We start from the raw sequence: 12,947 nt of genomic DNA, 5'->3' as shown, positions 1-12,947 counted from the left end.
GGGTGGGGCGGTGGGAGGCGGCGGACTCGGTGGTGCGGGACGGCTGACGGGGGATGAGTCGAACGTACGATCCATCGAACGGATTCACCTAAAGTGGAACCGGCTGCCGCCGAATCGGCGTTCTTCCTGATGTCCTCCGGGAGACGCGGCAGCGGACGGAGTAGCGAACTGATGAGGGACGGGATGCGGCGCAAGAGCCTGATGGCGGCGGCGGCGCTGCTCAGCGGGGTACTGACACTGACGGCGTGCAGCGGTGGCGGAGACGACGAGTCCGGGGACTCCGGGGGCGGTTCCGAGCAGAGCGAGGCGGACCGCGCCGCCGAGGACGCGGACACCTCGACGGCCGTGATTTCCATCACGCCGGACGACGGCACCGATGGCGTCGGGATCAACGACGACGTCAGCGTGGCCGTCGAGGACGGGGTCCTGGACGAGGTCGCCATGACGGCGACCGAGACCGGCGCCGAGGTCGCCGGGACGATATCCGACGACCAGCTCACCTGGCAGCCGGACGCCCAGCTGGAACGGGGCACCCGCTACACGCTGGCCGTGCAGGCCAGCGACAGCGAGGGCCGCGAGGCGCACGAGAGCAGGTCGTTCACGACCGTCTCGCCGGACAACAGCTTCACCGGGTACTTCACGCCCGAGGACGGCGCCACCGTGGGCGTGGGGATGCCCGTCTCGCTGAACTTCGACAAGCCCATCACCGACCGGGCCGCAATCGAGGCCGCGGTCGAGGTCAACGCGAGCAGCGGCCAGGAGGTCGTGGGCCACTGGTTCAGCGAGACCCGCCTCGACCTGCGGCCCGAGGACTACTGGCAGGCGAACTCCGAGGTTAGCGTCTCGCTGAACTTCGACGGGGCCGAGGCGGGCGACGGCGTCGTCGGCTGGCAGAGCCGGACCTTCACCTTCACCGTGGGCCGCGCCCAGGTCAGCACCGTGGACGCGGAGAGTCACCGGATGGAGGTCGTGCGCGACGGCGAGAGCCTGCGCACCATCCCGATCTCCGCGGGCAGCGAGGAGAACCCGACGTACAACGGGACGATGGTCATCTCCGAGAAGCTGAAGGAGACCCGGATGAACGGGGCGACCGTCGGCTTCGAGGCCGACGACGGCGAGGGGGAGTACGACATCCCGGACGTCCCGCACGCGATGCGGCTGTCCACCTCGGGCACCTTCGTGCACGGCAACTACTGGGCCGCCGACTCGGTCTTCGGCAGCAGCAACACGAGTCACGGCTGCATAGGGCTCGACGACGCCCAGGGCGCCGACGACGGTGGCACCGACGGGGCCTGGTTCTTCGAGGAGTCCCTCCTGGGCGACGTGATCATCGTGGTGAACTCGCCCGACCGCGAGATCCAGCCGGACAACGGGCTCAACGGCTGGAACCTGAGCTGGGCCGACTGGCAGGCGGGCAGCGCTCTCTGAGCCGCCCCGCCCCGCCCGACCCCCGAAGCGCCACCGCACCTGCCACGCGGTGGCGCTTCGCCGTTCCCGGCCGTTCCGGTCGTCCCGGCCGTTCCCGCCCGGGAATCGGCGGTCAGCGCTGGGAGAACGATCGCTCGCCGTGGACCGCCAGTTCCTCAAGCACCGCCCGCGGGTCCCCGGCCTCGATCAGCTCCAGCAGGTGGCGGTGGCGGGCCACATGCACGTCGAGGTCCTCGTAGTACCGCTCGCGGACATGCAGGTTCCGCGCCATGCACAGCAGCAACTGCCGGTGCAGCGACGCGTAGATCTCGTCGATCCTGCGGTGTCCCGCCACCGCCACGATCGAGGCGTGGAACGCGTACCCGCTCTCCACCAGCGCCGCCCGGTCCTCGGCGCGGGCCGCCTCCTCCATCCGCCCCAGCGCCGCCCGGCACGCGTCGAGCCGCTCGGGTATCCGCACGGGCACGCCGAGTTCGACGGCCGTGCGCTCCAGGGCCGAGCGCAGGGTGAGGATCTCGTAGACGTCCTGGTCGGTGAGCGTCGCCACCGTCGCGCCCCGCCGTGGCTGCACCAGGATGAGGCCCTCCTGCTCCAGCAGGCGCATCGCCTCCCGCAGGGGGGGACGGCTGATGCCGAGGCGGTCGGTCAGCGCCAGCTCGATCAGCCGCTCACCCGGGCCGAGTTCGCCGGAGAGGATCATCCTGCGGATGGCTCCTGCGGCGAGCTGGACGAGGCTCGGCGGGTTCAGCTGCTCGCGCTCGCTTGCGGTCTGGGAAGCCATGGGCCGCCTTTCGGGACATCACGGGGCTCGCGGTGACGGTCGACAACTCCCATCGTCCCAGGGTCTTGCCACCGACGGATGACTATTGTAGACAATAGTTCGCCCACCCCAACCGGTGGGACAGAACCGATGGGATTGAGTATCCATGGAGACCGCTGAACTGCTCCGCCTCTACGACGGCCTTCGGGTCGCAGACGTCCGCGACGGCCTCGACTGGGCCGGACTGCATGCCAAGGGCACCGTCTCGCCCGAGGTCACGCCGCTCTGGCAGGGCGCCAGGATGACCGGCATCGCGAGGACCATCCGCTTCCGGCCCACCGAGAAGGCCGTTCCGCCGCTCACGCCCGAGGAGTACACCGAGTGGGCGGGGCAGTGGTACCGCGACATCTACCCGGACAAGATCACCCCGCACATCCAGCAGGGCGACATCGTCGTCGTGCAGTCCGCCGGGCTGCCGGTGGGCGAGATCGGCTCCAACAACTCCCTCGGCTGGCACGCGGCGGGCGCCACCGGCGTCCTGACCAGCGGCGGTGTCCGTGACACCGACGAGTGCATCATGCAGCAGGTCCCGATCTTCTGCGCCTACCGCGCGCAGAGCATGGTGCAGGGGCGGGTCGAGTTCGACGCCCTGGACGTCTCCGTCGACATCGGCGGCGTGCTGATCCGCCCCGGCGACATCGTCGTGGCGGACGGCGACGGGGTCCTGGCCGTGCCCGTGGAGCACGCCGAGACCGTGGCGAAGTACGCCCGGCAGGAGCTGGAGGGCGACAAGCGGGGCCGGCGAGCGATCTACGAGAAGCTGGGCCGCCCGATGGACGACTCCGTCCGCTGATTCCGCTCCCCGGAAGTACCCCGGAAGGACCCCCGCAGTGACGGTAACGCGCGAGACGACGCGGATCGGCTTCGCCGGTCTTGGCAACCTCGGCCGCCCCATGGCCGAGGCCCTGCTCGACGACGGCTGGCGCCTGGTGCTGCACGACCGTGAGCCCGAACGGGCCCGCGCGTGCGCCGCGTCGGGCGCCGGAGCCACCGGAGCCGCCGAGGTCGCCGAGCGGGTCTCGGGCCTCGGCGGTTGCGGGGTCGTCGCGCTCGCCGTGCCCGACGACGCGGCGGTGGGGGCGGTGCTGGACGAGCTGCTGCCCCTGCTGTCCGAGGGCGCGGTCGTCCTGCTGCACAGCACGGTCCTTCCCGGGACGGCGCGCGATCTCGCGGCGCGCGCCGCCGACCGGGGCGTCGGCCTCCTGGACGCCCCGGTCTCGGGCGGCGCCGAACGCGCCGCCCGGGGCGACCTGGCCGTGATGGTCGGCGGCGACGCCGACGTGCTGGAACGCGCCCGCCCGGTGCTGGAGACCGTCGGCAGCCAGGTGCTGCGCGTCGGCCCCTCGGGCGCCGGGTCGGCGGCCAAGCTCGCCAACCAGCTGATGATGTTCGCCGCGCTGGCCGGTGCCCACGAGGCCATCGACCTGGCGGCCGCCCATGGGATCGCCGAGCGGGACGTGCTCGCCGCGGTCGCGGGCGGGTTGGGCGACTCGTGGGTGGCCCGGAACTGGGGCTTCTTCGACGAGGTCGCCTCCGCGTACGACACGGGCGGCACGCCCGTCTCGGAACGCCCCTGGAGCAAGGACCTCTGGGAGGTGACCGCGGCGGCCCGCGCCGCGGGCGTGAACCTCCCGGTGGCCGGGCTCCTCGCCCAGATCATGGCCGATCGCGTGGAAGCCCACGCCCGGTCGGCGCGGCGGAGCTGACCGCGGCACCAGCCGCCACAGCACGCCGCGCACCGCGACCACGCCCAAGCGGAGGTTTTGCGATGAAGGAAAACGACGCGGGCGGGGCACGGGGAGGGACCGGCACCCTCTCCAGGCCCGAGCCACCCCACCCCCTTCCCACCGGCCCGGGGGGCCGAAAGGCCCGCCGGGGCCGCAGGAGCGCCGAGGACAACAGAGCCGCCTACGCGTTCCTCACCCCCTGGCTCATCGGCATGGCGGTCTTCACCATCGGCCCGATGCTCTTCTCCCTCTATCTGGCGTTCACCCGGTACGACCTCTCCAGCGCGCCGGAGTGGATCGGCTTCGAGAACTTCGACCGGATGTTCACCACCGACCCGCGGTTTTGGACCTCGGTCGACGTGACGCTCACCTACGTGCTGTGGTCCGTGCCGCTGCTGCTGGTCGTCTCGCTCCTCCTGGCGATGGTGCTCAACCGCGGCCTGCGGTTCCTCTCCGGCTACCGCGCGCTGTTCTACATGCCCTCGCTCATCGGCGGCAGCGTCGCCGTCGCCGCGCTGTGGCGGCAGATATTCGGCGAGGAGGGCATCGTCAACAAGGCCCTCGCCGCCATCGGCATCGACCACGGCAGCTGGGTCGGCGACCCCGAGTCGGCGCTGTACACGATCGTCGTGCTCCAGGTGTGGACGTTCGGCTCGGCCATGGTGATCTTCCTGGCCGGTCTGCGGCAGATCCCGCAGGAGCTGTACGACGCGGCGGCCGTGGACGGCGCGAGCCCGATGCGGCGCTTCCGCAGCGTCACGCTGCCCATGCTGTCGCCGCTGGTCTTCTTCAACCTGCTGCTGAGCGTGGTCAACGCCTTCCAGGCGTTCACCGGCGCCTATGTCGTCAGCAACGGCACGGGCGGCCCGGCCGACTCCACGCTCTTCTACACGCTCTACCTCTACGAACAGGGCTTCGCCCAGCTCAACATGGGCTACGCGGCGGCCATGGCCTGGGTGCTCGTCCTCGGTCTCGCGGTCTTCACCGGGCTCCTCTTCCTCAGCTCCCGGTACTGGGTCCACTACGGAGACGAACGATGACCGCGACCACGACGGCGACCACGCGTCGCGCCCCGCGCCCGCCCCACCGGGGGCGTCCGCGCCGCCCGCTCTTCGGCAACCGGCCGACCCGCAGCCCGCTGCTGCGCTCCCTCGTCAGCCACAGCGTGATGATCATCTCGCTGATCCTGATGCTCTACCCGCTGCTGTGGATGATCGGGGCCTCCTTCCGCCCCGACAACCAGGTGTTCACCACGCTCGGCCTGTGGACCGGCGACTTCACGGGCGAGAACTATTCCAACGGCTGGGGCGGAGGCGACCAGCTCAACTTCTCCCGGTTCTTCTTCAACTCGCTCACCCTGACCGTGCTGTGCATCGTCGGCAACATGGTGAGCTGCGCCCTGACCGCCTACGCGTTCGCCCGGCTCGAATTCCGGTTCAAGAAGACGCTGTTCGCGCTGGTCATCGGCACCCTGCTGCTGCCCTACCACGTCACGCTGGTCCCGCAGTACATCCTCTTCAACCAGCTGGGCTGGGTGAACACCTTCCTGCCGCTCGTGGTGCCCAAGATCCTGGCCACGGACGCGTTCTTCATCTTCCTGATGGTCCAGTTCATCCGCCAGCTGCCCACCAGCCTGGACGACGCCGCCCGCATCGACGGCTGCGGCCACTGGGGGATCTTCCGCCGCGTCATCGTCCCGCTGTCCATACCGGCGCTGGGCACGACGGCGCTGTTCACGTTCATCAACACCTGGAACGACTTCCTCGGCCCCATGCTCTACCTGACCGAGCCCGACACCTGGACGGTCTCCCAGGGCCTCGCGTCCTTCCTCGACGCCACAGGACAGTCCGAGTACGGCTCGCTGTTCGCCATGTCCACGCTCTCCCTGGTGCCCGTGGTCGGCTTCTTCATCGCCGCCCAGAAGCTCCTGATCGAGGGCATCGCCACCAGCGGGCTGAAGTGAGGGGACCGCGATGAGACTGCGTTTTCCGAGGTACCGACGGGGGCCGGTGGCGGGCGCCGCCGTGCTGCTGACCCTGCTCACCGCCGCCTGCGGGCAGCCGATGCCCGACCACTCGGCCGCCGACCTGCGCGGCGAGGGGGACGTCTCCGGGGACATCCGCTTCTCCTGGTGGGGCTCCGCCTCGCGCAACGAGCGCACCAACGAGGTCGCCGACATCTTCGAGGAGGAGTTCCCCGGTACCCATGTCAAGCGCGAGGCCGCCGACTGGGGCAACTACTTCAAGCGCCTCAACGTCCAGGGCGCGGGCGACAACATGCCCTGCGTCACCCAGCTCCAGGCGCGCACGCTCAACGACTTCACCGACCGCGACGCGCTGCTGCCCCTCGACCCGATGATCGAGTCCGGCGTCATCGACGTCAGCGACATCCCCGAGCCCGTCCTCGACACCGGCCGGGGCCCCGACGGGAAGCTGTACATGCTGCCCACCGGCGCCGCCTACGACGCGCTCACGGTCAACGTGTCGCTCGCCGAGGAGGCCGGGGCCGAGCTGCCCGAGGGCAACTACACCTGGGAGGACTACATCGACTTCCTGCGGGCCGCCGACGCCGGTCTCCCGGAGGACATCGCGCCGGTCAACTACCAGGGCGGCCTGCCCAACTTCTTCATCGCCTATGTCGAGGGCCTGGGCGCCGACCTGTTCGAGGGCAACCAGCTGGGCTTCGACAGGGAACTGCTCACCGAGTACTGGAACATGTGGGTCGGCCTGCACGACGAGGGGCTCACCAACTCCCCGGCCGAGGTCGCCGAGCAGCCGCCGTCCCCCGAGGCGGGCTATGTGGCGCAGGGCGACGTGATGAGCGACAGCGGCCCCGGCAACGCGCTCACCCCGGTGCAGGGCGCGCTCGACGGCGCCCACCCGGGCCAGCGCGTGACCACGCTGCCGCTGCCCAGCGGGCCCGACGGCCGCACCGGCAACGTGCTGATCTCCTCCGGCCTGTCCATCCCGCGCAACTGCGACAACGTGTCCACGGCCGCCGCGTTCATCGACTTCTGGGCCAACGACGAGCGCAGCGGGGACACCTACGCCTCCGACAACGGCGCGGTCACCAACACCGAGCTGCTCCAGCGGCAGCTGGAGGACCCCGAGCTGCCCGACCTCAAGAAGCGTGAACTCGCCCTCTACCAGGACATCGTCGACCGCGACCCGCAGAACCTGCTCTACCCGCCCGGCTACATGGGCGTCTTCGAATCCGCGTTCAGCCGCGCCTTCGACGACGTGGCCTTCGGCAAGAAGTCGGTCCCCGAGGCCGTCGACTCGTTCTTCGAGGAAGCCAACGCCGGCCTCTCCATGTGACCCCCGTGATCCAGGACGAGACTCCAGGACGAGACCCTCAGGAAGAGACACCATGCATGACGAATCCGACACCCAGCCGGCCGCGGCCCTCGCCGGCCTGCGGGTGGTGGACCTGACCCAGGTGATGGCCGGGCCGTTCTGCACCATGATGCTCGCCGACCTCGGCGCCGACGTCATCAAGGTGGAGAACCCGGGCGGCGGCGACGCGACCCGGCACTCCTGGGGCGAGACCGGCGAGGGCCGCGACTCCACGGCCTTCTTCGCCCTCAACCGCAACAAGCGCAGCGTGTGCCTCGACCTGAAGACCGAGCAGGGCCTCGCCGACCTGCACGACCTGGCGCGCACGGCCGACGTCGTGGTGCACAACTGGCGCCCCGGCGTCGCCGAGCGCCTCCGCGTCGACTACGCGACCCTGTCCGCCCTCAACCCCGGGCTGATCTACGCCAACATCTCCGGATTCGGCGGCAGCGGCCCCTATGCCGGGCGTCCCGGCTACGACCTGATAGCGCAGGGCATGACCGGCGCGATGAGCGTCACCGGCGAGCCGGGCGGCAGGCCGGTGAAGAACGGCCTGCCGGTCGGCGACCTGGGCGCGGGGCTGCTGCTGGTCAGCGGCATCCTCGCCGCCTACCTGCACCGGCTGCGCACCGGCGAGGGCCAGCGGGTGGAGACCTCGCTGTTCGAGGCGATCGTGGCGCTCTCGGTGTGGGAGTCCACCGAGTACTGGGCCACCGGCGAGGCGCCGAAGCCGCTGGGCTCGGCCAACCGCATGTCGGGGCCCTACCAGGCGCTGCGCACCCGCGACGGCTACCTCACCGTCGGCGCGAACAACCAGCGGCTGTGGCACGGCCTGTGCAGGGCGCTCCGCCTGGACCACCTCGCGGAGGACGAGCGGTTCGCGAGCAATATGGACCGCATGCGCCATCGCGACGAACTCGCCGGACTCATCGAGGAGCGGCTGGCCGAGGACGACACCGAGGTCTGGGTGGACACCCTGCTGGCCGCGGGCGTCCCGGCCGGGCCGATCCTCGACTACGCCCAGGTCCTCGACCACGACCCGCACGTCAAGGCCCGGGGCCTGGTGCGGGAGATCGACCACCCGGTCGCGGGCCGGGTGAAGGTGCTGGCCCCGCCGATCACCCTCGACCGCAGCCCGGCCACCATCCGCAGGCACCCGCCGGTGATCGGCGAGCACACCGACGAGGTGCTCGCCGAGATCCGCCGCGCGCGGGAGCGGGAGAGGGAGCGTGACCAGTGAGCGGGACCGACGGGACCGAAGGAACCGGCGCGACCGGCGCGACCGGCGGGGGAGAGGTGCTGGCCGTCCGCGAGGGCGACGTGGTCCGCATCACCCTGTCCCACCCCGAGCGCCGCAACGCCCTCACCTTCGCCATGTACGACCGGCTGGCCGAGGCGTGCGACCTCGCCGACGAGCCGGGCGTGCGGGTGGTGGTGCTGCGGGGCGCGGGCGGCAGGGCGTTCGCCGCGGGCACCGACATCCGGCACTTCACCGCGTTCGACGAGGAGTCGGGCGGCGAGCAGGGCCTCGCCTACGAGCGGCGCGTGGGACGGAGCCTGGCGCGCCTCCTCGCGCTGCGCGCGCCCCTGGTCGGCGTGGTGGAGGGCCCCGCGGTCGGCGGGGGCCTCGCCCTGGCCGCCGCCTGCGACCTGCTGCTCGCCACCCCCGACGCGCGGTTCGGCGCCCCCATCGCCCGCACCCTGGGCAACCTGCTGCCCGCGCCCGTCGTCGCCCGCCTCAAGGACCGGCTCGGCGGCGCCCGCGCGCTGGGGATGCTGCTGACCGCCGAGCTGATGGACGCCCCGACGGCCGCGGCGGCGGGCCTGGTCCACGCCGTCGTGGACCGCGAGGAGCTCGACGCGCGGGCCGAGGACCTGGTCGAACGGCTCCGCACCGCCGCGCCGCTGACCCTGGCCGGGCTCAAGGAGACCGACCGCAGGCTGGCCGCCGCGGCGGCGGCCGTGGACACCGACGACCTGCTGCGGCGCGCCTACGGCAGCGCCGACTTCCGCGAGGGGGTCCGCGCCTTCCTCGCCCGTGAGACCCCCCGCTGGGAGGGCCGCTGATGCCGTACCCCCCGAGCCCGCCCGTGATCGACGCCCACCACCACTTCTGGCGCGTCGCCCGCCAGCACCAGAGCTGGCGCACCGGCGACCACCACGCCATCGACCGCGACTACGGGCCGGAGGACCTGCGCGCCGCGGCGCGCGCCGCGGGCGTGGACGCCACCGTCCTGGTCCAGTCCGTCGACACCGCCGAGGAGAACGACCGCCTCGCCGCCTACGCCGCCGAGGCGGGCGACCTCGCGGCCGGCATCGTCGGCTGGCTGCCGCTCGCGGACCCGGCCGCCGCCCGCGCCGAGCTGGACCGCTTCACCCACCCCCTGCTCACCGGCGTGCGCACCCTGATCGCCCGCGACCCCCTGGACTGGCTCACCGCCCCCGGCACCGTGGCCCTCTTCCGCGACCTCGCCGCCCGCGGCCTGACCTGGGACGTGGTGCCGGTCACCGCCGAGCAGGTGGCCCGGGTGACGGCGCTGGCCGAGGCCGTTCCCGACCTGCGGATCGTCGTCGACCACCTCGCCCGCCCGCCCGTGGAGTCCGGCGCCCGCGAGCCGTGGGCCTCGCAGCTGACCGCCCTCGCCCGGCAGCCGGGCATCGCCTGCAAGGTCTCCGTCGGCATCGACGTCCTCACCGCCTGGCCGCGCTGGGACGCCGACGCGCTGCTGCCCCATGTGGCCCACGCCGTCGAGGTGTTCGGGCCCGGCCGGCTGATGCTCGCCTCCAACTGGCCCGTCGTGCTGCTCCGCCGCGACTACCCCGGAGCGCTGGCCGACCTCGGCGACGTACTGTCCCGGGCAGGGGTCGACCGAGACGGCCTCGCCGAGATCCGCGGCGCAACCGCCGCCCGCTGGTACGGAGTGCACCTGCCATGAACCTCCTCCCGTTCGACGGCCACCGGCCCGCGATCGACCCCGGCGCCTACGTGGCGCCGACCGCCACCGCGATCGGCGACGTCACCGTCGCCGACGGGGCCAGCCTCTGGTTCGGCACGGTGGTCCGCGCCGACACCGAGCGCATCGTGATCGGCCGCGGCAGCAACGTGCAGGACGGCTGCGTCCTGCACGCCGACCCCGGCTTCCCGGCGCTCCTCGGCGCGGGCGTCTCCGTGGGGCACCGCGCCATCGTGCACGGCTCGACCGTCGAGGACGACTGCCTCATCGGGATGGGCGCCGTGCTGCTCAACGGCTCGCACATCGGCCGCGGTTCGCTGATCGCCGCGGGCGCCGTCGTGCTGGAGGGCGTCCGGGTGCCGCCCGGCTCCCTCGTGGCCGGGGTGCCGGGCAAGGTCCGCCGCGCGCTCACCCCCGAGGAGGCGGAGGGGGTCTCCGCCAACGCCGCCCACTACCGTGAACTGGCCCGCCGCTACGCCGGCCCCGGCGCCCACACCGCTCACCACACCGAAGGCTGAACCCGCACCCATGGATCTCACCGCGCACCAGTCCGCCATCCTCCCCGAGGACGCCGAACGCGCCACGCTCATCGCCCGCATCCACGACCCCGAGTCGAAGGGCCCCGTGGTCGTCGCCCTGCGCGGCGACGAGCTGGCCGACCTCACGCACCACACCGCCACCGTCGCCGACCTCCTGGACCGGCCGGGCGCCGCCGAGTTCGCCCGCCTCGCCCCGGCCGCCCGCACCTGGTCGGCCGACGCGGTGCTGGCCGCCACCCTGGCGGGCCGCCGCGACGTTCCCCACTACCTCGCCCCCTGCGACCTCCAGGTCCTCAAGGCGTGCGGGGTGACGTTCGTCCGCAGCATGATCGAGCGCGTCATCGAGGAGCGGGCCGCGGGCGACCCGGCCCGCGCCGCCGCCGTGCGCGAACGGGTCCGGGAGGTCATCGGCGGCCACATAGGCGACCTGGTCCCCGGCTCGGCGGAGGCGGCGCGGGCCAAGGAGGTGCTGATCGCCGAGGGGCTGTGGTCGCAGTACCTGGAGGTCGGCATAGGCCCCGACGCCGAGGTCTTCACCAAGGCCCCCGTGCTCTCCGCGGTCGGCGTGGGCGCCGACATCGGCATCTGGTCCCGTTCCACCTGGAACAACCCCGAGCCCGAGCTCGTCCTGGCCGTCGACGCGAAGGGCCGCGCGGTGGGCGCCACCCTGGGCAACGACGTCAACCTCCGCGACGTGGAGGGCCGCAGCGCCCTGCTGCTCGGCAAGGCCAAGGACAACAACGCCTCCACCTCCATCGGCCCGTTCATCCGCCTCTTCGACGAGCACTTCACCGTCGACGACGCGCGGGACCTGGACATCTCGCTGACCATCACCGGCACCGACGGCTTCACGCTGGAGAGCGTCAGCTCGCTCCGTGAGATCAGCCGCGACCCGCTGGACCTCGTCTCCCAGGCCATGGGCAGGCTCCACCAGTACCCGGACGGGATCATGCTGTTCACCGGCACGATGTTCGCCCCCACCCAGGACCGCGACGCCCCGGGCCAGGGCTTCACCCACCACCTCGGCGACGTGGTGCGCATCTCCTCGCCGCGCCTGGGCACGCTGGTCAACACCGTCGCGCACAGCGAGCAGGCGCCGCCGTGGACGTTCGGCGTCCGCGCCCTCATGAGCAACCTGGCGGCCCGGGGGCTGCTGTGACCCGCGTCGTGGTCACCGACCAGGCGTTCGGGCAGGTCCGGTACGAGCGGGAGGTCGCCGCCCGCTTCGGCGCCGAGTTCGCCGAGCACCACTGCACGACGGAGGCCGAGACCGTCGAGGCGCTGCTCGGCGCGGACGTGGCCTTCGTCAACTTCGCCCCGATGACCCGCGGCGTCCTGGCCGTGCTGCGCCCCGGCTCCACGGTCATCCGGTACGGCATCGGCTACGACAACGTGGACACCGCCGCCGCCCGCGACCTCGGCGTCCAGGTCGCCAACGTCCCCGACTACGGCACCGGGACCGTCGCCGACCACGCCACCGCCTGCCTGCTCACCCTGCTGCGGCGGCTGCCGCACCACGACCGCGCCATCAGGGCCGAGGGCTGGTCCACCCCCGCCGCGGTGGGCCCGTTGCCCAGCTTCCCCGCCACCACCGTCGGCCTGGTCGGCACCGGGCAGATCGGCCGCGCGGTCGCCCTGCGGCTGCGCGCCTTCGGGTTCCGCGTCATCGCCACCGACCCCTACGCGGCGCCCGACGGCGGGATCGAGCTGGTGGAACTCCCCGAGCTGCTCGCCCAGGCGCACGCCATCTCGCTGCACGCCCCGGCCACGCCGGAGACCCACCACCTCATCGGCCGGGAGAACCTGGCCCGGATGCGGCCGGGCGCCGTCCTGGTCAACACCGCGCGCGGCACCCTCGTCGACAGCGACGCGCTCGCCGCCTCGCTGCGCTCGGGCCACCTCGCGGGCGCCGCGCTCGACGTGACGGACCCTGAGCCGCTGCCCCCGGACGCCGCCCTGCGCGAGGCCCCCGGCGTCCTCCTCACCCCGCACGCCGCGTTCTACTCGAACGAGTCGCTGGACGCGCTGCAACGCCTCGCCGCCGAGGAGGCCGCCCGCGCCCTGGGTCGCGAACCGCTGCGCTGCCGCGTCGCCTGACCCGCCGTCCTCCCCTTCCGCTCCCCCCGGGCCCGCCGTCGCTCCAC

The 12,947-nt window shown here is 72.5% G+C and carries 13 protein-coding genes; 12 read left to right on the top strand and 1 reads right to left on the bottom strand.

Features of this window, described 5'->3' with window-relative positions:
* Window positions 1-171 precede the first annotated feature (171 nt).
* Window positions 172-1,428 (top strand): L,D-transpeptidase, encoded by a 1,257-nt coding sequence (locus tag ADY01_RS23480; RefSeq protein ID WP_078900539.1) that lies wholly within the window; start codon window positions 172-174, stop codon window positions 1,426-1,428.
* A 112-nt stretch (window positions 1,429-1,540) separates the two neighbouring features.
* Here the strand turns inward: ADY01_RS23480 and ADY01_RS23475 are convergent, their stop codons facing one another.
* Window positions 1,541-2,209 carry a GntR family transcriptional regulator gene (locus tag ADY01_RS23475; RefSeq protein ID WP_049577232.1) on the bottom strand — a complete coding sequence of 223 codons (669 nt, stop codon included), beginning with the start codon at window positions 2,207-2,209 and terminating at the stop codon, window positions 1,541-1,543.
* Between the two features lie 145 nt (window positions 2,210-2,354).
* Here ADY01_RS23475 and ADY01_RS23470 point away from each other — a divergent pair, with 145 nt between their 5' ends.
* The 11 genes from ADY01_RS23470 (at window position 2,355) to ADY01_RS23420 (ending at window position 12,900) form a co-directional block, all read left to right on the top strand.
* Entirely contained in the window at window positions 2,355-3,041 is a 687-nt protein-coding gene (locus tag ADY01_RS23470; RefSeq protein ID WP_049577229.1) for an RraA family protein, read from the top strand.
* 37 nt (window positions 3,042-3,078) lie between these two features.
* Window positions 3,079-3,954 carry an NAD(P)-dependent oxidoreductase gene (locus ADY01_RS23465; protein WP_049577227.1) on the top strand — a complete coding sequence of 292 codons (876 nt, stop codon included), beginning with the start codon at window positions 3,079-3,081 and terminating at the stop codon, window positions 3,952-3,954.
* 62 nt (window positions 3,955-4,016) lie between these two features.
* Window positions 4,017-5,015 carry a carbohydrate ABC transporter permease gene (locus ADY01_RS23460; RefSeq protein ID WP_049577224.1) on the top strand — a complete coding sequence of 333 codons (999 nt, stop codon included), beginning with the start codon at window positions 4,017-4,019 and terminating at the stop codon, window positions 5,013-5,015.
* Window positions 5,012-5,938 carry a carbohydrate ABC transporter permease gene (locus ADY01_RS23455; RefSeq protein ID WP_078900538.1) on the top strand — a complete coding sequence of 309 codons (927 nt, stop codon included), beginning with the start codon at window positions 5,012-5,014 and terminating at the stop codon, window positions 5,936-5,938. The genes ADY01_RS23460 and ADY01_RS23455 overlap by 4 nt, the downstream gene beginning before the upstream one ends.
* 10 nt (window positions 5,939-5,948) lie before the next feature.
* On the top strand, window positions 5,949-7,292 hold the full coding sequence (locus ADY01_RS23450) for an ABC transporter substrate-binding protein (protein WP_078900537.1): 1,344 nt from the start codon (window positions 5,949-5,951) through the stop codon (window positions 7,290-7,292).
* 52 nt (window positions 7,293-7,344) lie between these two features.
* Window positions 7,345-8,550, top strand: coding sequence for a CaiB/BaiF CoA transferase family protein (locus ADY01_RS23445; RefSeq protein ID WP_049577219.1), 1,206 nt, complete (start codon window positions 7,345-7,347; stop codon window positions 8,548-8,550).
* Window positions 8,547-9,377 carry an enoyl-CoA hydratase gene (locus ADY01_RS23440; RefSeq protein ID WP_049577215.1) on the top strand — a complete coding sequence of 277 codons (831 nt, stop codon included), beginning with the start codon at window positions 8,547-8,549 and terminating at the stop codon, window positions 9,375-9,377. The genes ADY01_RS23445 and ADY01_RS23440 overlap by 4 nt, the downstream gene beginning before the upstream one ends.
* Window positions 9,377-10,246, top strand: coding sequence for an amidohydrolase family protein (locus ADY01_RS23435; protein WP_063784324.1), 870 nt, complete (start codon window positions 9,377-9,379; stop codon window positions 10,244-10,246). Before ADY01_RS23440 ends, ADY01_RS23435 begins: the two co-directional genes overlap by 1 nt.
* Window positions 10,243-10,782: a gamma carbonic anhydrase family protein gene (locus ADY01_RS23430; RefSeq protein ID WP_049577209.1), complete on the top strand. Its 540-nt coding sequence runs from the start codon at window positions 10,243-10,245 to the stop codon at window positions 10,780-10,782. The genes ADY01_RS23435 and ADY01_RS23430 overlap by 4 nt, the downstream gene beginning before the upstream one ends.
* A gap of 10 nt (window positions 10,783-10,792) precedes the next feature.
* Complete coding sequence (locus ADY01_RS23425) at window positions 10,793-11,962, top strand: fumarylacetoacetate hydrolase family protein (RefSeq protein WP_049577206.1); 1,170 nt, start codon at window positions 10,793-10,795, stop codon at window positions 11,960-11,962.
* Window positions 11,959-12,900: a C-terminal binding protein gene (locus ADY01_RS23420; protein WP_049577204.1), complete on the top strand. Its 942-nt coding sequence runs from the start codon at window positions 11,959-11,961 to the stop codon at window positions 12,898-12,900. Before ADY01_RS23425 ends, ADY01_RS23420 begins: the two co-directional genes overlap by 4 nt.
* The last annotated feature ends 47 nt before the right edge of the window (window positions 12,901-12,947 follow it).

Origin of the sequence: Streptomyces sp. SBT349 (assembly GCF_001083795.1) — a bacterium.
Lineage (GTDB): Bacteria > Actinomycetota > Actinomycetes > Streptomycetales > Streptomycetaceae > Streptomyces.
Note: the sequence above shows the minus strand (reverse complement) of the source record. Positions and strands in the feature narration are given on the sequence as shown.

Bases quoted from the DNA above. Each gene is read 5' to 3' on its own strand.
- ADY01_RS23460 (WP_049577224.1), top strand. From the start codon at position 4,017: ATGAAGGAAAACGACGCGGGCGGGGCACGGGGAGGGACCGGCACCCTC.
- ADY01_RS23435 (WP_063784324.1), top strand. From the start codon at position 9,377: ATGCCGTACCCCCCGAGCCCGCCCGTGATCGACGCCCACCACCACTTC.
- ADY01_RS23445 (WP_049577219.1), top strand. From the start codon at position 7,345: ATGCATGACGAATCCGACACCCAGCCGGCCGCGGCCCTCGCCGGCCTG.
- ADY01_RS23475 (WP_049577232.1), bottom strand. From the start codon at position 2,209: ATGGCTTCCCAGACCGCAAGCGAGCGCGAGCAGCTGAACCCGCCGAGC.
- ADY01_RS23430 (WP_049577209.1), top strand. From the start codon at position 10,243: ATGAACCTCCTCCCGTTCGACGGCCACCGGCCCGCGATCGACCCCGGC.
- ADY01_RS23425 (WP_049577206.1), top strand. From the start codon at position 10,793: ATGGATCTCACCGCGCACCAGTCCGCCATCCTCCCCGAGGACGCCGAA.
- ADY01_RS23470 (WP_049577229.1), top strand. From the start codon at position 2,355: ATGGAGACCGCTGAACTGCTCCGCCTCTACGACGGCCTTCGGGTCGCA.
- ADY01_RS23450 (WP_078900537.1), top strand. From the start codon at position 5,949: ATGAGACTGCGTTTTCCGAGGTACCGACGGGGGCCGGTGGCGGGCGCC.
- ADY01_RS23455 (WP_078900538.1), top strand. From the start codon at position 5,012: ATGACCGCGACCACGACGGCGACCACGCGTCGCGCCCCGCGCCCGCCC.
- ADY01_RS23480 (WP_078900539.1), top strand. From the start codon at position 172: ATGAGGGACGGGATGCGGCGCAAGAGCCTGATGGCGGCGGCGGCGCTG.